Annotated in this window: 16 protein-coding genes; 11 read left to right on the top strand and 5 right to left on the bottom strand. The window is 34.0% G+C overall.

All coding sequences use genetic code 11. The annotated features are described in order from the left end of the window. The first annotated feature begins 33 nt into the window (after window positions 1-33). The gene (locus tag ACO05K_RS08250; RefSeq protein WP_421943967.1) at window positions 34-735 is read left to right on the top strand and encodes a CoA transferase subunit A; all 702 of its coding nucleotides are present in this window, start codon (window positions 34-36) and stop codon (window positions 733-735) included. A 74-nt stretch (window positions 736-809) separates the two neighbouring features. Next, a complete protein-coding gene (locus ACO05K_RS08245) occupies window positions 810-1,472 on the top strand; it encodes a CoA transferase subunit B (RefSeq protein ID WP_421943966.1) in 663 nt (220 codons plus the stop codon). Window positions 1,473-1,515: 43 nt separating this feature from the next. Here ACO05K_RS08245 and ACO05K_RS08240 read toward each other — a convergent pair whose 3' ends face one another. After that, complete coding sequence (locus ACO05K_RS08240) at window positions 1,516-2,157, bottom strand: uridine kinase family protein (RefSeq protein WP_421946285.1); 642 nt, start codon at window positions 2,155-2,157, stop codon at window positions 1,516-1,518. Further along, window positions 2,150-3,673 (bottom strand): LysM peptidoglycan-binding domain-containing protein, encoded by a 1,524-nt coding sequence (locus ACO05K_RS08235; protein ID WP_421943965.1) that lies wholly within the window; start codon window positions 3,671-3,673, stop codon window positions 2,150-2,152. Before ACO05K_RS08235 ends, ACO05K_RS08240 begins: the two co-directional genes overlap by 8 nt. A 276-nt stretch (window positions 3,674-3,949) precedes the next feature. On the opposite strand from ACO05K_RS08235, the gene ACO05K_RS08230 reads away from it, so the two are divergent. The 3 genes from ACO05K_RS08230 (at window position 3,950) to ACO05K_RS08220 (ending at window position 8,814) form a co-directional block, all read left to right on the top strand. Further along, window positions 3,950-4,429, top strand: coding sequence for a Dps family protein (locus ACO05K_RS08230; protein WP_421943964.1), 480 nt, complete (start codon window positions 3,950-3,952; stop codon window positions 4,427-4,429). A gap of 95 nt (window positions 4,430-4,524) precedes the next feature. Further along, on the top strand, window positions 4,525-6,357 hold the full coding sequence (locus ACO05K_RS08225; protein ID WP_421943963.1) for a UbiD family decarboxylase: 1,833 nt from the start codon (window positions 4,525-4,527) through the stop codon (window positions 6,355-6,357). A 48-nt stretch (window positions 6,358-6,405) separates the two neighbouring features. Then, window positions 6,406-8,814 carry a hypothetical protein gene (locus ACO05K_RS08220; protein ID WP_421943962.1) on the top strand — a complete coding sequence of 803 codons (2,409 nt, stop codon included), beginning with the start codon at window positions 6,406-6,408 and terminating at the stop codon, window positions 8,812-8,814. A 45-nt stretch (window positions 8,815-8,859) separates the two neighbouring features. Here the strand turns inward: ACO05K_RS08220 and ACO05K_RS08215 are convergent, their stop codons facing one another. Continuing rightward, window positions 8,860-10,377, bottom strand: coding sequence for an OmpP1/FadL family transporter (locus ACO05K_RS08215; RefSeq protein WP_421943961.1), 1,518 nt, complete (start codon window positions 10,375-10,377; stop codon window positions 8,860-8,862). A 27-nt stretch (window positions 10,378-10,404) separates the two neighbouring features. Then, window positions 10,405-11,439, bottom strand: a complete 1,035-nt coding sequence (locus tag ACO05K_RS08210; RefSeq protein ID WP_421943960.1) for a hypothetical protein — start codon at window positions 11,437-11,439, stop codon at window positions 10,405-10,407. A 184-nt stretch (window positions 11,440-11,623) separates the two neighbouring features. Between ACO05K_RS08210 and proS the strand changes: the two genes are divergently transcribed. The 5 genes from proS to ACO05K_RS08185 all read left to right on the top strand — a co-directional run bounded on the left by proS (window position 11,624) and on the right by ACO05K_RS08185 (window position 16,914). Further along, the gene (proS, locus tag ACO05K_RS08205) at window positions 11,624-13,096 is read left to right on the top strand and encodes a proline--tRNA ligase (RefSeq protein ID WP_421943959.1); all 1,473 of its coding nucleotides are present in this window, start codon (window positions 11,624-11,626) and stop codon (window positions 13,094-13,096) included. Between the two features lie 81 nt (window positions 13,097-13,177). Further along, the gene (locus ACO05K_RS08200) at window positions 13,178-14,317 is read left to right on the top strand and encodes a cystathionine gamma-synthase (RefSeq protein WP_421943958.1); all 1,140 of its coding nucleotides are present in this window, start codon (window positions 13,178-13,180) and stop codon (window positions 14,315-14,317) included. A gap of 71 nt (window positions 14,318-14,388) precedes the next feature. Next, a complete protein-coding gene (locus tag ACO05K_RS08195; protein ID WP_421943957.1) occupies window positions 14,389-15,240 on the top strand; it encodes a TIGR02757 family protein in 852 nt (283 codons plus the stop codon). A gap of 120 nt (window positions 15,241-15,360) precedes the next feature. After that, window positions 15,361-15,975, top strand: a complete 615-nt coding sequence (locus tag ACO05K_RS08190) for a Crp/Fnr family transcriptional regulator (RefSeq protein WP_421943956.1) — start codon at window positions 15,361-15,363, stop codon at window positions 15,973-15,975. A 291-nt stretch (window positions 15,976-16,266) separates the two neighbouring features. After that, window positions 16,267-16,914, top strand: a complete 648-nt coding sequence (locus tag ACO05K_RS08185) for a response regulator (protein WP_421943955.1) — start codon at window positions 16,267-16,269, stop codon at window positions 16,912-16,914. Between the two features lie 54 nt (window positions 16,915-16,968). Here the strand turns inward: ACO05K_RS08185 and ACO05K_RS08180 are convergent, their stop codons facing one another. Continuing rightward, entirely contained in the window at window positions 16,969-17,151 is a 183-nt protein-coding gene (locus ACO05K_RS08180; RefSeq protein ID WP_421943954.1) for a hypothetical protein, read from the bottom strand. Window positions 17,152-17,320: 169 nt separating this feature from the next. On the opposite strand from ACO05K_RS08180, the gene dinB reads away from it, so the two are divergent. Further along, window positions 17,321-18,619 (top strand): DNA polymerase IV, encoded by a 1,299-nt coding sequence (gene dinB, locus ACO05K_RS08175; RefSeq protein WP_421943953.1) that lies wholly within the window; start codon window positions 17,321-17,323, stop codon window positions 18,617-18,619. Window position 18,620: the final 1 nt, after the last annotated feature.

Raw genomic sequence — 18,620 nt, 5'->3', positions numbered from 1 at the left:
AGTATTTTAGCAGACTAACCAAAAGTTCATAAAATGATAAATAAAGTTGTATCAGGTGCCGAAGAAGCAATCCGAGATATATCTGATGGCGCTACAATAATGCTAGGAGGATTTGGTCTATGTGGCATCCCCGAGAATTGTATAACAGCATTAGTTAATAAAAAAGTTAAAGATTTAACCTGTATTTCAAACAACGCAGGGGTAGATGATTTTGGTATTGGATTGATGTTAAAACAGCGTCAGGTTAAAAAAATGATATCTTCTTACGTTGGTGAGAATGCTGAATTTGAAAGACAACTTTTGAGCGGAGAACTGGAGGTAGAATTAATTCCGCAAGGAACTTTGGCTACAAGATGTTTAGCAGCAGGTTACGGAATGCCCGCAATTTTTACCCCCGCAGGTGTTGGAACTGAAGTTGCCGAAGGTAAAGAAATCAGAAATTTTAATGGAAAAGATTTTCTGATGGAATACGCTTTTGATGCAGATTTTGCTATTGTAAAAGCCTGGAAAGGCGATACAGCAGGGAATTTAATCTTTCGTTCTACAAGTAGAAATTTTAATCCGGTTATGGCAATGGCAGGTAAAGTTACAATTGCTGAAGTTGAAGAATTGGTAGAAGCAGGAGAATTAGAACCAGATCATATTCATACACCCGGAATTTACGTTCACAGAATTTTTCAAGGAAAAGATTACGAAAAGAGAATTGAACAAAGAACAGTGAGGAAAAGTAATTAGTTGATTTAGTCACTCACTCATTCATTCAAAATTCAATCACTCATTCACTCTTTAATTCAATCATTAAAAAGACTATGGCATTTTCAAAAGAAGAAATCGCTCAGCGTATTGCTAAAGAAATAAAAGACGGGTATTACGTTAACCTTGGTATAGGGATTCCTACATTGGTTGCAAATTATATTCCAAATGATATAAACATTGTGCTTCAATCAGAAAACGGATTATTAGGCATGGGACCATTTCCATTTGAAGGCGAAGAAGATGCAGATTTAATAAATGCAGGAAAACAAACCATCACCACATTACCGGGTTCATCAATTTTTGATTCGGCAATGAGTTTTGGAATGATAAGGGCCCAAAAGGTAGATTTAACAATTTTAGGCGCAATGGAAGTTTCAGAAAATGGTGATATCGCCAACTGGAAAATTCCGGGTAAAATGGTAAAAGGAATGGGCGGCGCAATGGATTTGGTTGCATCAGCAAAAAACATAATTGTAGCCATGCAACATATAAACAAGGCCGGAGAAAGTAAGCTTTTACCAAAATGCACTTTGCCATTAACTGGTGTTAAATGTATTAAAAAGGTAGTAACAGAACTTGCTGTGTTAGATATTTTGCCAGAAGGCGGTTTTAAGCTTTTAGAAAGAGCACCAGGTGTTAGTGTCGATTTTATTAAACAATCTACCTTGGGCAGATTGATTGTTGAAGGAGAGATACCTGAAATGAGATTGGATTAGGCATAAACAAGAAGGCTTTGATTTACTTCAAAGCCCTCTTGTTTTAATTATCAATTAAAATGCTGTTTCTTAAATCAACAGAAATTTCTTCCGTAATCGCAATAATTTCATCGGGTTCGTCTGTATTATTTACTACGATTTTATTGCATATGCCTTTGTAAGGCAATAAGTATTCTTTATATGCTGGCAAAACATGATTATGCCATTTATATAATACATCATCTTCCGGATAACCACGTTCCAAGCCATCACGTTTTATACGTCTATCTAATGCCACTTGTTCATCAGCATCGATAAAAATCATATGGTCTAATAGCGCTGCGATTTCTTTAAAGTGAAGAATAAATAATCCCTCAACAATTATTATCGGAGCCGATTTTATTTCGAGTATTTTAACAACCGCTAATGGATTATTGAAATTGTATTCTTTTTTGTAAACAACCTCACCATTCATTAATTGCTTAATGTCTCTTAAAAATTGTTCACTATCAATGGTAGAAGGTAAATCAAAATTGTAAAGTTTGTTTTCTTCTTGGGTCATTTCTCCTGCCGGGATGTAATAATCATCCTGAGAAACTAATGTTACTTCATCCTGTTTGAAATGATGAAGAAAACAGTTTAAAAAAAAAGTTTTTCCGGAACCGCTTCCTCCGGCAATACCAATTATAAATGGTTTTTTATTCAAGCTCATGCACACCGTACGTTAAATTGCAGTAAAATCTTTTATCTAAAGCGCCTAAAGAGTCTGCTACAGCTTTAGTCATTACAATTATAACATCTTTTGTCGATTCGTTCTCCGTAAATTTACCAACAACCTTAGCCAATGCTGTACGATTAGTCATCGGGTTAGTTAATTTAATAATAGTTCCAATTGGAGCTGTACGGTGTAAAACAAGCATTTTACTTGCATCTAAATCCGGATCAGAAATTGAAACTGCCGCACCTTTTTCCTCAATTTGGCTTAAACCATATTTACTTGGCGCACCACGAAGTTTAGGGTCTTTAAATGATGTACTATCTGGATTACTGTCTTGATCTTGTTTAGCTAATTCAGCAACTGACTTAGGTTCAGGAGCTTTAGGAATTAATAATTTCTGCCCAACAGTTAAGGTATTATCATTAAGTTTATTTGCCGTTCTGATTTGAAAGGCAGTAAGGCTGAATTTTTTTGCAATAGAAAAAATCGTTTCGCCACTACCAACATTATAAATAAAGCTTTCTTCTTTTGGTGTTTCTTTAACTATAGCTGGGGCAGTATTTTCTTTAACCGGAGGAATTTCAGTTACGATATCCGAAGGAATTTTTAAAACCTGCCCGGTTGATAAATTATTATCCTCTAAATTATTTGTCTTTCTGACTTGATAAGCGGTAATTCCATATTGCTTTGCAATGTTAAAGATGCTTTCGCCTTTTTTAACAGTATGAGTTCCTACAGCATCTTTTGTAACTGGTTTGCTATCTGGTGTAGTTATTTCAGCAGTTGTTACAACTTTATTTTCATCAATATTTTTAGTAGCTGGTATTTTTAATTTCTGACCAATACGTAAATTATTCCCGCTTAAATTATTTGCCTTTCTAATTTCTTCAACAGTTGTTCCATATTTTTCTGCAATTTTTCCTAAAAACTCTTTAGGCTTAACTTCATGTTCAATTAATGTTTCGCTTGATGTATTTGCCTGTTCAGTAGGTGCAACCGGAGCTTCTTTTGTAACCGGAGAATTATTAATGGGCTGACTAGAAACTTCTCCATTCTTAGCCGGAATTTTTAAAACCTGCCCAATGCTTAAATTTATAGTTTTAAGATTGTTTACCGATTTCAATTCATTTACGGTAGTGCCATATTTTTCGGCCAACATATTCAAGTTATCCTTTGCTACAACAATATGCTCACTGGTATTAGTAGTAGTTGTTTGAGGCAAACTAGCAGTAGCAGTATTTCCGAATGGGAGATTTGTAGGTACTTTAACAATTACACCAATTTGAAGATACTTATTGTCATTATAAGCCATAATTTCTTTCGGTGGAACATTATAGCGACGACCAATAGAGTAGTAAGTATCTTTTGCGGCAGTTTGGTGAACTATTAACTTTTTACCATTATTATTTTCTACGCCAATAGAATCGATTAATATATTATTCGCTTTAACATTTGATGCATTTAACGCAAGCAGAAGTAAAGCGGTTAAGCCTATTTTATACATTTATTTTTATCTAAATTTTTTATAAGGGTAGCAATTATACGAATAATATTATAAAACCCACGTAACAAGAAATGTGATTTTTTTGTGGTTTCTAATATGATTTTTGTATGATTTAACCTTGATTAATATCAATTATTTTTATATGGAAAACGTGCTCTTTTGCATAACCATCACTATTAAACGAACATATAATTAAGGTATTGTTTAAATCGCATTTTATGCGAAACTTTTAGGTTGATTGATTGTTAAAAACACATTAAATATAAATTAGAAAAAATGGACGCAAAAGAAATAAGCTTAAATGAAAAGGAAGTAAAACCTGTTGTTGATCTTCTAAATGATTACTTGGCTAATTATCATATTCACTACCAAAAATTAAGAGGTTGCCATTGGAACATTAAGGGTCAAAACTTTTTTACGCTGCATATTAAATTCGAAGAACTTTACACAAATGCCCAGTTAACTATTGATGAAATTGCAGAACGTGTTTTAACATTGGGTAAACCACCGCACAGTCGTTTTGCCGATTATATCAAAGAATCGCAAATTAAAGAAGTTGACACCATTGGAATGAAAGACATGGATATGGTTGACGAGATTTTGGCTGATATGGCAACTTTAATTGATATCGAACGCCAGTTACTAGATGAAACAGATAACGCTGGTGATGACGGTTCAAATGATATGGTTAATCGCTTTATGCAATTTAAAGAGAAAAATACCTGGATGTTACGCTCATTTGCAGGTAAGAAATAAAATTTTATTCTATTTTAAAAAGCCATAGATAAACAGGTTATATATTAAATCTGTTAATCTGTGGCTTTTTTGTTTTTCAGCATATATCTTTGGGCATGGCATACAAAAGTTTAGCAGAATGTATTAATGATTTAGAAAAGCATGGTCATTTATTAAGGATAAAAGAAGAAGTAGATCCTTATTTAGAAATGGCTGCCATTCACTTACGTGTATATGAAAATGGTGGTCCAGCTATGCTTTTCGAAAAAGTTAAGGGAAGTCCTTTTCCGGCTGTATCAAACTTATTTGGAACATTAGAACGCTCCAAATTTATTTTCAGAGATACTTTGCCTAAAGTACAGCAATTGGTCGGCTTACGTTCTGACCCGATGCAAGCGCTTAAAAAGCCATTTAAGTATGCCGGAACTGCACTAACTGCGCTTTCAGCTTTGCCGTTAAAAACGCCATCTGCAAAGCGCAATTTTTTAAAAACTGATATTAGTAAATTACCTCAAATTGTTAATTGGCCAATGGATGGTGGTCCTTTCGTTACTATGCCACAGGTTTATACCGAAGATGTTGAAAAACCTGGCGTCCTTAATGCAAATTTAGGAATGTACAGAATTCAGCTGGGCGGTAACGAATATATACAGGATAAAGAAATCGGACTTCACTATCAAATTCATCGTGGTATTGGCGTTCATCAATCAAAAGCTAATGCTTTAGGTTTACCACTTAAGGTTAGTATTTTTGTTGGCGGACCACCTTCTCATCCACTTTCTGCAGTTATGCCATTACCAGAAGGTTTATCTGAAATGACTTTTGCCGGAGCATTAGGCGGAAGAAGATTTAGATATTTTTATGATGATGAAGGTTTTTGCATTTCTGCTGATGCTGATTTTATTATCACCGGAACGGTTTATCCGAATGAAAATAAACCTGAAGGGCCTTTCGGCGACCATTTAGGCTATTACAGTTTAACGCATCCATTTCCTTTGATGAAAGTACATAACGTATATCATAAAAAGGATGCAATTTGGTCTTTCACAGTAGTTGGTCGACCACCACAAGAAGATACAAGTTTTGGTGCTTTAATTCATGAAATTACAGGTTCTGCAATTCCGCAAGAAATTCATGGTTTAAAAGAAGTTCATGCTGTAGATGCAGCCGGTGTCCACCCTCTATTATTTGCAATTGGTAGCGAGAGATATACGCCATATTTAAAAGAGCGTAAGCCGCAGGAAATTCTTACAATTGCTAATCATATTTTAGGTAAAAATCAATTAAGTCTGGCAAAATATCTTTTTATCGCAGCTAGAGAAGATAATGAAAATTTAAGTACACATCACATAGAAGAATTTATTCAGCATATTTTAGAAAGGATAGATTTAAAAACAGACCTTCATTTCTATACTAACACTACAATTGATACATTAGATTATAGTGGCGATGGATTAAACAGTGGCTCTAAAGTTGTTATTGCAGCTGCAGGAGATAAAAAACGAACACTTTGGAATACCTTTCCAGAAACCACATTAGCAGATGGTTTTTCGAGCCCAAAAATTGCAATAGCTGGCGTATTGGTTTTGCAAGCAGAACCATACCAAAACCCTGAAAAAACTGCTGCCGAAATTGCCAAGCTTAACATGGCTTTAATTGATAAAGATTTATCTGGCTTGCCATTAATTGTTCTTTGCGATGATTCTGAATTTGTTGCAGCCAATATCAACAACTTGGTTTGGGTAGCCTTTACAAGAAGCAATCCGGCTGCAGATATTTATGGTATTAATGATTTTACAATCGATAAGCATTGGGGTTGCAAAGGCCCGATGATTATTGATGCACGTAAAAAACCGCACCACGCTCCAGAATTGATTAAAGATATAGAAGTTGAAGCTAAAATTAACGAAATGGCACAGGAAGGCGGTGTTTTACACGGCATAATTTAGTTTGAAATTCTAAAATAATATGTTCATTTTTAAGCAGAACCTATTTTTATGCTTAAAAAATTACTTGCTGCTTTTCTTATTGTCTCATCCTCAATAACATTAAATGCTCAGGTAAATAAAGCAGATAGTATAGCAAACGTTCTGGAGCAATATTCATTGCAACAGAAATCATCAACGCTATTTATCCATTTTGATAAGAATGTTTACACCAATAACGATCAGGTTTGGTTTACAGGTTATTTGCTCAAAACCATTACCAATCTAGACAATTATAACACACTATATCTGTCTTTAGTAAGCAATGCTGATAGTTCAGTTGTATTGCAGCAAAAATTTTTAATTGATAAAGGCTTTGTTTTCGGTGGCTTTACATTACCAGATTCCACTCAAAGTGGTAATTATAGATTTGTTGCAAATACAAATATCAAGTTAAACGGAAAGCCCGATGTTCAATTTATTCAACCGATAGTTATTAAATCATCAAAAGTAAATCCACTAACAGCCAATTTATCAATTTTTAAAACCAAGGATGAAAAAACCGGTAATGGAACGGTTTTGCTTAAAGCACTCACAAGCGATAACCGTTTTATAGCAGATGCTGAAGTTTCCTATGTAATTGGAAAAGGAAATCATATCCTTCAAAAAGGAAAATCTAAAACCAGTATTATTGGTGAAATAATGATTGATTATCCATCTGATAAAATTACTAAAGAGAATAATTTAATTTCTGTCACGGTAAAAAAGGATAAGTATTTGAGATATGAAAAAATCGAACTTCCAATAAATAATAGATACCAGTTTCTGATTAATTTTTATCCCGAGGGAGGATATTTAATTTCTGGAATTCAAAGCAAAGTAGGATGGGAGGTTAAAGATTTTGAAGGCACTGCAATTAGTGCAAAGGCAATTCTTTATGCCGATAAGAAAACTTTAGATACAATTAGCACAAATTCTTTTGGGATGGGCAGCTTTTATTTACTTCCGGAAGCTGGCGTAAAATACACTATTAAACTTATAAAAGACGATGCACTTTTTGGAGAATATGAATTACCTAAGAGTTTGAATAGTGGTGCGAACCTGAAATTTACTTCTGCTATTGGTAATAAAGAATTTAGACTTTCAGTAGAGAGTAATTCAACTCAAAAAGTCCATTTAATTGTACATGACTACGAGCGTTTATATTCATCAACAGCACTAAATCTAGATTCAAAAAAAGCTTCGAGAATTTTGCTTAAGCTTGATTCCGTTCCGATTGGAATTAATACCATTACGTTGCTCGATAGCTTTTATAGACCAATATCAGAAAGAATTTTCTTCGCTCATTATGATGAGATAGAGCAGCTAGAAATCAATGGAATTAAAGACCATTATACAACCAGAGATAGTGTGAAATTAAACTTGAAATTATTATTTAAATATAAGCCTTTAAGCAAAGGCTTGGTTTCTATTGCAGTCGTTCAGGCAAATAGAGTCAATATTTCTAATAAAAAGAACATAGTTGACTATAGTTTTTTTGAGAATAATTTAGGCCAAATGCCTCCCAATTTCTCGGGAATTAAGTTTAATGATTTAAATTATTTAGAAGATGTTCTACTAATTAAAGGCTGGAGAAAATATAAATGGCCGGAGCAGAAAACTCTAGCTGTAAACCACAAAAATAATATTTCTGAAATAGAATATTCAGGCTTCTTTTCTAAAGGAAAAAAAGCATTAAAATCTCCAATTGAAATTAATACGATTACGGGTGGAAATGTTAATGTGATTAATACAGACAGCACAGGGAAATTTGTTTTGCCTTTTCAAGCTCTAATTTCTGAACCAAAAAGGAAAACCTGGTTGAGCGTTGGAGGTAAAAATTTTCTGAGTTATGATGTTAAAATTAACGAACCGTTTGATGAAATTAAAACTTATCTGAAGGATCTTACTTATGTTAACGAACTTAGCAAAGTGGGGGTTTTATTAGCAACGGAAAGTATAACTTCTTTAGCAGGTATAAAGTTGAATGAGGTAACAATCAAAAGTTCAAGAGATAATTCAATAGGTTTTTCATCAGCTTTAGGGATAAATGCTTGTGGCGATTATGTTTGTCAATATGGAATTTTAAATTGTAATAATCACTCATCAGGAACAATGCCAGTGAAAGGCAAAACGTATCCGTCAAATGGCCCCACCATTGTTTATCCTGGTTGTTTGGATGTAGAAAAGAAACCTAATTTTTTGATATTGAATAGTATTGAATTGCCTAAAGAGTTTTACATTTCAGATATCAACAACAAAAACGAACCAATAAACTTTGCTACAATTTATTGGAATTATCAAACCATTTTAAATAGTAATACTGAAACTCCTCTAACTTTTACCACAGGAGATTTAACAGGAGAATTTAGAGTTATTGTTCAGGGGGTAACCGAAAGAGGTGTAGTTTACGGCGAAAAAATAATTATTGTTAAAAATTAAAAAGTCCTGATTTTCATCAGGACTTTTTAATTCGAATTTTATTCTTTAAAATCTAACCCCGAAAGTTAAGAATACATTATCTGCAGTATTTTTCAAATTTGCAGTCGGACCAGCACCTGTAAAACTATAATCAGGATAATCTGATGAAATAGTGTAAGGTGAATTTGTCGAATCCCATTTAGTATGTCTGTAAGTTACATCTAAATAATAGTTATCGAAACGATATCCTAAACCACCACTATAAGCCTGAGTTGTAAAATCTAAATTTTTGTAAGGAGTTCCAGAATAAGAATACCCACCTCTAATCATAAACTGATCTACAAGTTTAAATTCAATACCTGCTCTGTAATTAAAATTTGCTTTGTATAAAGCGGCAATATCACGGTTGGTATTTGTTTCCTCATTAGCAAAGTTAGATGAGAAATGAATACTGCTGTAATCTACGTATTCTACATCTGCTGTAATTAAACCACTGTTTCCAAAAATATAAGCTGCACCACCATTTACACGGTAAGGAGTTCTCAAGCTATATTCAGAATTATAGTTTGATAGCGGATTTGTGTATTCAGGAACATTCGTACCATCTGCTCTTTTGTATCTGGTATTTAAATTTTCAGAAAAATTATCAGTTAAACTATACCAGGTTGGTGTAACAAAACTTAAACCTAATCTTAATTCATTAACTGGTTTGTAAATCAAGCCCAATTTTGCATTGATACCATTACCTCTAGTTTGCTGAATAGAGTTATAATTAAAACTATAAGTTCCATTTAAGAAAACAGGATCTTGTCCTGCAAAAGTTAAGTTATTTCCAGTTTCTGAATAAGCAACATCAGAAGTGTAATTAATATTAGTCAAGCCTACTGATAAACCTAAATAAAGTTTATTGCCATAATTACCAGCCATACCAATATTCACTTCAGATTGAGAACCAGAACGAGTAATAATATTTTGCTGATTGTTATTTAGAGCCGTTGTCGGGAAATAACCGCTTGGATCGTACTCGATTAAATAATTATCATAGGCCATTTTTTCTAATGAACCAGAAGCTAAGCTTGTTGTTGGTGTATTCCCTGCAATATTTGCAAAGTAATCGGCCATAGAGCTTTTTATATTTCTGCCACCGTAAGTAACGTTCTGATTAAAATTATTGGTTTTGTTATATCCAACTCCAAAATTTACACTCACCCATCCATCATTTAAACTTGAACCTTTTGATCTGTTAGTAGGAGAGTAGAATACAAGTCCAACTTGGTTGATTCCTGCTTTACTCTTCTTATCAGATAAGTTATTATTTAAATATTCTGAGCCAACTTTAAAATTGTTGAACTCCGGCGTAAAAGTAAATTCAGATTTGGTAAAAAAACCTAATCCTGCCGGATTGCCTGAAAGCGAACTAACATCTCCACCTAAAGCTGTTTGAGCACCACCCAAACCTTTAAATCTAGAAGTAGTTCCTAATTCTGGTTGCGAAAAACGTAACACATCACTGGTGTATTGTGCATATAAAGAATTGCTGGCAAGAACTATCCCTGCCACAATAAAAATTGATCTTAGTTTCATCTTATAAATTGTGTGAATGTGTTATAACTATCTGCCGCCGCCTCTTGTTGGTCTGCCGCCGCCACCACCGCCGCTTGAACTTCCACCGCCACTACTTCCAGATGAAGAAGGTGGAGGAGAATAACTACCACGATCAGGTCTGCTTTGAGGTTGAGGTTGCGATTGTTGAATCTGAGGTCTGGTGTAGCTATCATCACGTGATGGTCTTGTACTTGTACGCCCGTTTTGACCATTATTTATAGTAGAACCGTTGTTACCATTTGACCATCTTTCCGGACGACCAGAGTTGTTTGTTGAAACTGCTGGTCTGCCATAGTTGCCTCCGCTAATAGGAGTTCTGGAACCACCATTACCATAAGAACCACGGTTATCGCCATCTCTGTTTGGTCTTGGTCTGCTGTTATTGTTGGTGTAAGATCCCCATCCGCCACCATAATAACCACCACCAACGCCAAACCAGCCGCCGCCTCCGTAAAAGCCGCCGCCACCCCAACCAAAGCGATCATAGTAAGAATTCATACCCCAGCCCCAGCCAGAATTCCATCCCCAATAAGGATTATAACCAAAATTGCCAAAGTTGTAAGGATTGTTCCAGATGCTGCCGTAGCCGTAACCACCGCCCCAGCCACCATATCCACCCCAACCACCAAGGCCGTAACCGTTATTCCAACCCATGCCGCCATAACCTAAGAAATTGGTTACACCGTAGCTTGAGCCATAACCGAAATTATTGCCGTAATAAAAGTTATCGTAGTATGGATCATAATAACCTCTAAAGCTAGAGCCATTATGGAAACGATTTATTCTTGATGAGTAATCCATATCATAGTAAGGATTACTTGTTCCGTAATATTCATCATAATCCTGATCGCCTTGAGCATACTGTTGTTGTTGCTGTTGTGGCGGTGCAGGCGCACGATATTCAACCTCCCTGGCTTTAGCCACAGTGTTGTAAACATCATCATCAGCTGCAGAATTTTGAGCCAATTTTGATGTAGAGCATGAAGCAACCAACCCAGCGGCTGCTATCATAACAATGGGTAAAAATTTAATTGGTTTCATTGTGTTTATATTTAGTTGTGTGTGTTAAACATAATATACGAAATTAATTATGAAACAGATAGCTAATTTATTAGCAATAAAAATTAATGCTAGGCTTCAATAATCGTTTTGTAGGCATAAATTTATAAATTTGTAACTTAATTTCACATTATTTAACATACAATTTACGTTCCAAATACATAACATGAGCAAAGAAATTACAAGCAGAGAAGCAGATTACTCACAGTGGTACAATGATATTGTTATAAAAGCCGACTTGGCAGAACACTCAGCTGTACGTGGCTGTATGGTTATAAAGCCAAATGGTTACGCAATTTGGGAAAAAATGCAGGCAGTTTTGGATAAAATGTTTAAAGATACTGGTCACCAGAATGCCTATTTTCCTTTGTTCATACCAAAGTCATTTTTTTCTAAGGAAGCTTCTCACGTTGAAGGCTTTGCAACTGAATGTGCAGTGGTTACACACTATCGATTAAAAAATGATGGAAACGGAAACATTGTTGTTGATGAAACTGCGAAACTGGAGGAGGAATTAATTGTTCGTCCAACTTCCGAAACCATTATTTGGAACACTTACAAAGGGTGGATTCAATCATACAGAGATTTACCAATTTTAATAAATCAATGGGCTAATGTGGTTCGTTGGGAAATGCGTACAAGGTTATTTCTACGCACAGCTGAATTTTTATGGCAAGAAGGACATACGGCTCATGCTACATCACAAGAAGCTATTGAAGAAACTGAACGTATGCTTCACATTTATGCTGATTTTGTTGAAAATTGGTTAGCCGTTCCAGTTGTTAGAGGTAGAAAATCACCAAATGAAAGATTTGCAGGCGCATTAGATACGTATTGTATTGAGGCTTTAATGCAAGATGGTAAAGCACTTCAGGCTGGTACTTCACACTTTCTCGGACAAAATTTTGCAAAAGCATTCGATGTTAAATTTACAGGTAGAGATGGTAAGTTGGATTATGTTTGGGCTTCATCATGGGGGGTATCAACACGTTTAATGGGTGCATTAATTATGGCACATAGTGATGATTCTGGTTTAATTATTCCACCGAAATTGGCTCCAATTCAGGTTGTTATCGTTCCAATTTACAAAAGTGATGAGGATTTAGCTAAAATAACCGCCTACGTAAACGAATTAAGTATGCGTTTAAAAGGTTTTGGTATTTCAGTTAAATATGATGATAGAGATACACAACGCCCTGGTTTCAAATTTGCAGATTATGAATTAAAAGGTGTTCCGGTTCGTGTTGCTATTGGTGGTAGAGATATTGAGAACAAAACAGTAGAAATTGCCCGTAGAGATACGAAAGTAAAACAAACCGTTCCGCAAGAAGGGTTGGATATTTACATCGCTAAACTACTAGAAGAAATTCAGCAAGCAATGTTTGATAAGGCTTTAGCTTATCGCGATGAGCATATAACGGAAGCAAATAGCTATGAAGAATTTAAAACGCTTCTTGATGATAAAGCAGGTTTTATTTCAGCACATTGGGATGGAACTCCAGAAACAGAGCAAAAAATAAAAGAAGAAACAAAGGCTACAATCCGTTGTATTCCGTTAGATAATAAGTTGGAAGATGGAATCTGTATTTACTCAGGAAAACCATCAACACAACGCGTACTATTTGCAAGGGCATATTAATAGATTTTAGAATCTAGATTTACGACTTCAGATTAGAATAACGCTAGTCTTAATACTTTATACTTATATCTTGATACAATAATGAAATTCGGAACAAAAGCTATACACGCAGGCCAAGAACCTGATCCAACAACTGGTGCAGTGATGACACCAATATATCAAACCTCTACTTACTGGCAAAAATCGCCTGGAGATAATAAAGGTTATGAATATTCAAGAGGAACAAACCCTACTCGTAAAGCACTAGAAGATTGTCTTGCTGCTTTAGAAAATGCAAAATATGGTTTGGCTTTTTCAAGCGGAATGGGTGCTACAGATGCAGTTTTAAAATTATTGCAACCTGGCGATGAAGTGATCACAGGTAATGATTTGTACGGAGGTTCTTACAGGATTTTCACCAAAATCTTTACTAAATATGGCATAAAATTTCATTTCTTAGATTTATCTAAGCCTGAAAATATGCTTCCTTACATCAATGATAAAACAAAATTGGTTTGGATTGAAACACCTACAAATCCTACTATGCAAATTATCGATATTGAAGGCGTAGCAAAGATTACAAAAGAGAAAAATCTTATCCTTACGATAGATAATACTTTCGCATCTCCGTATTTACAAAATCCAATCGATTTAGGAGCAGATATCGTAATGCATTCGGTTACCAAATATATCGGAGGCCACTCTGATGTGGTTATGGGCGCTTTGGTAACCAGCGATGAGCAATTGTATAAAGACCTTTGGTTTATTTATAATGCTTGCGGTGCAACTCCAGGACCTCAGGATTCTTTTTTGGTTTTGAGAGGAATAAAAACCCTACATCTACGTATGAAAGCACATTGCGAAAATGGGGAAAAGGTTGCTCAATATTTAAAAAATCATCCAAAAGTTGATAAAATTTACTGGCCTGGTTTTGAAGAACATCCTAATCATGATATTGCTAAAAAGCAAATGCGTGGTTTCGGAGGTATGATTTCTATCACGCTTAAAGGTGCCGATTTACAAGAAACATTCAGAATATCATCAAATTTTAAAGTATTTACTTTGGCTGAATCTTTAGGTGGAGTTGAGTCTTTAATCAATCATCCTGCAACCATGACACATGGTTCTATACCTAAAGAAGAGCGTGAAAAAGTTGGTGTTACCGATAATTTATTGCGTTTAAGTGTTGGTGTGGAAGATATAGACGATTTATTAGAGGATTTAGAAAATGCTTTAAAATAAGTGTATTTCACTTCTTAAAATCCGGTGGTCGTTTTTGTAATTCGATCTCCGGATTTTTTTTAATTAAAAGAATGGATTTTTTAGATCTTAAAAATTTTCTTGATTCGAAAGTAGAGCAGTATAATCGACTAGATTTTATTGAGAATGACCCGATTTGCATACCGCACTTATTCACTAAAAAACAAGATATTGAAATTGCAGGGTTTTTTGCTTCAATTTTAGCTTGGGGGCAACGAAAAACAATAATCAATAAGTGTAAAGAGCTTTTAAGCAGGATGGATTATGCTCCGCATGATTTTGTTTTGAATCATACTGATAACGATTTAAAGCGATTGTTAAATTTTAAGCACAGAACTTTTAATGATACCGACCTGCTGTATTTTATTTCATTTTTTAAATTTCATTACAATAATTACGATAGTTTGGAAATGGCATTCGTTCCAAAACAAAATGTATTTCGTAACGAGTTTTTATCATCAGATTCTTCGTTAGAAAATTTCGAGTTATCATCAGCAAATTGCTTAATACCAGATTTGAATTTTACCATTGAGCAATCTTTAAACTACTTCAGGAGCTATTTTTTCTCTCTCGAAGATTTTCCGCATAGAACCAAAAAACATATTTCGTCTCCTCTGCAAAAATCGACTTGTAAAAGGTTAAATATGTTTTTAAGGTGGATGGTTAGACAGGATAACAATGGTGTTGATTTTGGTATATGGGGAATTTTAAAGCCTAAAGATTTGATTTGTCCTTGCGATGTTCACGTAGATAGAGTTGGGCGCTATTTAAATTTAATTTATCGTAAGCAAACCGATTGGCTAACTGCTTTAGAACTTACCAATAATTTAAAATCTTTTGATGCAGCAGATCCTGTTAAGTACGATTTTGCTTTATTTGGCTTAGGAGTAGAAAAAATCTTATAAAACGATGATTAAGATTAGTAAAATCTATAAATAAACTTCGTTTTTAACTCCAAACTTATTATTATTACATAAGAATTTATTCTTAGAAGAACTGAACTTATTTAATCCCCTAAATAATCTATGTTTACTGTTGATTTATCTGAAAAAGATAGGTGGAGAAAATACAACAATGTTTCGCCTGTGGTTGGGATTTTTAAAAAAATCCATCCACTAAATCCGGATATTGAGGAGCGTATTAATCAATCTACATTTCCTGTATTTTTCAAAAAAAATAAATTTATAATTTCTCCTGTCGATAAAAATGAACATCTTTTCTTAATTGTAAAGGGAGTTGTAAGAGGTTTTATTAAGGATGAAAAAACTGAAATAACAACATGGATTTCTAAAGAAAATGAAGTGGTTGGTACTATCAGAAATCTTTGGCTTTCAGGAGAATCAGAAGAATATTTGCAAGCTTTAGAAGATGTGGAGTTAATTGCAATACCACATATGCTTTCTGAATATTTATATGAAAACTATACTGAAGCTAATATTGTAGGAAGAAAAATGATGGAATTGTGTTATCGCTCTGCAGAAGAAAGAGCATATTTATGTAGAATATCATCAGCTGAAAAAAGATATAAAAGATTTCTTGTGTCTTTTCCTGATTTAATAAATAGGGTTTCTTTAAAATACATAGCATCTTTTCTAGCGATTAGATTAGAAACTTTAAGTCGAATTAGGGCTAAAATTTAGCTTTTTGCAAAATTTAATAACATTTTAAAATGCAACGGAGTTTATTTTTAAATAAAATCTGACTTTTTTGGTGCCATTTCATGTAATGTTTGTTGTTTTTTTGATAAATGTCAATATATTTTTTTATTTCTTTAGAATATATAATCTATTAATAAAATAATTTTTTAACGTAAATAATTAAATATGTACATTTACATATACAAGCCAAATTAACTAAAAAGTCTATTTTTAAAACCAATTTCTATCTCTATTGAACAAAAAAGTAACTAAATCATCCCAATATACCAAACAATGAAAACGAAAAATACTGTAAGTACACTCTCAGTACTTATTGCTGATGACCATGAAATTATTCGCCGTGGTTTGAAGAACCTCATATCAGATTTTTGGACGGGAGTTCAAATACTGACAGCTTCTACTATGGAGCAAGCACTTGTTGAGATTGAGAGATCTCCGAGCCTTATAATTATTGATGTAAATTTGCCAGGTGGGAATAACCTGAAAGTAATTGAACAGATTAAAACAATTCAACCAAACGCTAAAATTCTGGTATTTTCATCTCTTAACGAAAATATTTATGCTGTTCCTTATTTAAAAGCTGGTGCATCTGGCTATTTAACTAAGAATGCAGAAGAGTCTGAAATTGTTACTGCAATTACTACAATTTTAGCTGGTAGCCGTTATTCTAGTAGAAATGTTAAAGAGAATATGTTTAATAGCATATTAGGTAATGATGCAGATAATCCGTTCACAAAACTATCTGGAAGAGAATTAGAAGTAGCTGAGTTGCTTACAAAAGGTGTTGGTGTTTTAGAAATTTCCAATCAGCTTAACCTGCAAATGGGCACTGTAAGCACTTATAAATTAAGATTATTTCAAAAACTTAAAATTAAAAGCATTATAGAACTTGCTGAAAAGATGAGTATCTATGAAAAATAGATTTTAAAAGTTTTAAATAAAAAAAAGTTGCTTAATCAGGCAACTTTTTCTGTTTTATTTAGTTTTTGTATCCTTATTAGTGGTTCCTTTGCCATCCTCTTTTCCTGATTCATTAGGTTTATCTCCGGCCTGACCATATTTATCTGAAGCGCCTTTTCCATTTTGGTCAAAAGTAGCTTTCTCTTTCGATGTTCCAGACGATTTATGTTTGTCGTCTGCTTTTTTATCGTTCGCCATAACAAATCTTTTAAAGTTAAAATATTTACTATAGTTAAGAACACCTCTTAGCTTTAAAAGTTTTAGTTTTTAAAACTAAAAAGGTTAGTTAAATGTTGATAAATAGAATCTAAATATTTTATAATACTAATAAATTTAGTATATTTTTGTTTCGATAAAGAAGTAGTTTATGGAAGGGAAAAATATTATCCACATGGATCAGGATGCATTTTTTGTTTCAGTAGAATTGCGTAAAAATCCAGATTTAATTGGCAAACCAGTCATCGTTGGTGGTGGTTCTGATAGAGGAGTAGTTACATCCTGTAGTTATGAAGCTCGCAAATTTGGCGTTCACGCTGCAATGCCCGGTAGGTCGGCAAGGCTGTTATGCCCGCAGGCAATTTTTGTTAGAGGTAATATGGACGATTATTCAGAAGCATCACATGAAATTACTGAAATTATAGCACAACGTGTTCCCTTGTTTGAGAAAGCCAGTATCGATGAACACTATATCGATATGACGGGAATGGATAAGTTTTTTGGTTGTATGAAGTTTGCTTCAGAATTACGTCAAACAATAATTAGAGAAACAAAATTGCCTATCTCTTTTGGTTTATCAGTAAATAAAACCGTAGCTAAAGTAGTAACTAATGAATGTAAACCAAACGGGGAAAAAGAGATTCCTTTTCCAGAAGTCCGCCCGTTTTTAAATCCTTTATCGGTGCATAAAATTCCCGGTATTGGTAATGCAACTTATAAAAAACTTAGCGAAATGGGCGTTCGGAAGATAGAAACGCTGGCTCAAATTCCGCAAGAGTTGATGTATAAAATACTTGGCGACCATGGAATTAATTTATGGCAAAAGGCCAACGGGATTGATTTATCACCTGTAGTTCCTTATCGCGAAAGGAAATCGATAGGTACACAAACAACTTTTGAAAACGATAGTATGGACATCAATAAAATGAAAGCCATCCTTACCGGAATGATAACAAATTTAACCTTCGAGTTACGTAGTCAACAGAAATTAACAGCTTGTATAACAGTTACAATACGGTATTCTAATTTTGAAACCGTAACGCAACAGGCTCGGATTCCTTATACCGCTTTAGATTCTTTTTTAATTACCAAAGCCCACGATTTATTTAAAAAACTTTACAGTAAACGCATGATGCTTCGGTTAATTGGAGTAAAATTATCTCATTTAGTAAGTGGCTTTGAGCAAATCGGTCTTTACCATACTTCAGAAGAAGAGTATGATTTATATCAAGCGATGGATAAAGTTAGAAAGAGTTATGGAGTAGAATCTGTTGTGAAAGCCTGCATTGTTAATCAACCTGAAAAAGATAAAAATGGCAAGGTTGTAAAATATAATCCACGGTTAAAAAAGATTGAAAAGGAAAAAGGGGAGGAAGAAAAGAAAAAATCGAGGATTAGAACCTTTATTAATTCTGATGTTTCGCAAGCAAACAAATTAAGCGATAGTTAAA

This window comes from Pedobacter sp., assembly GCF_965227205.1.
Classification (GTDB): Bacteria; Bacteroidota; Bacteroidia; order Sphingobacteriales; family Sphingobacteriaceae; genus Pedobacter.
This window is presented reverse-complemented; position numbering and strand designations above follow the sequence as displayed.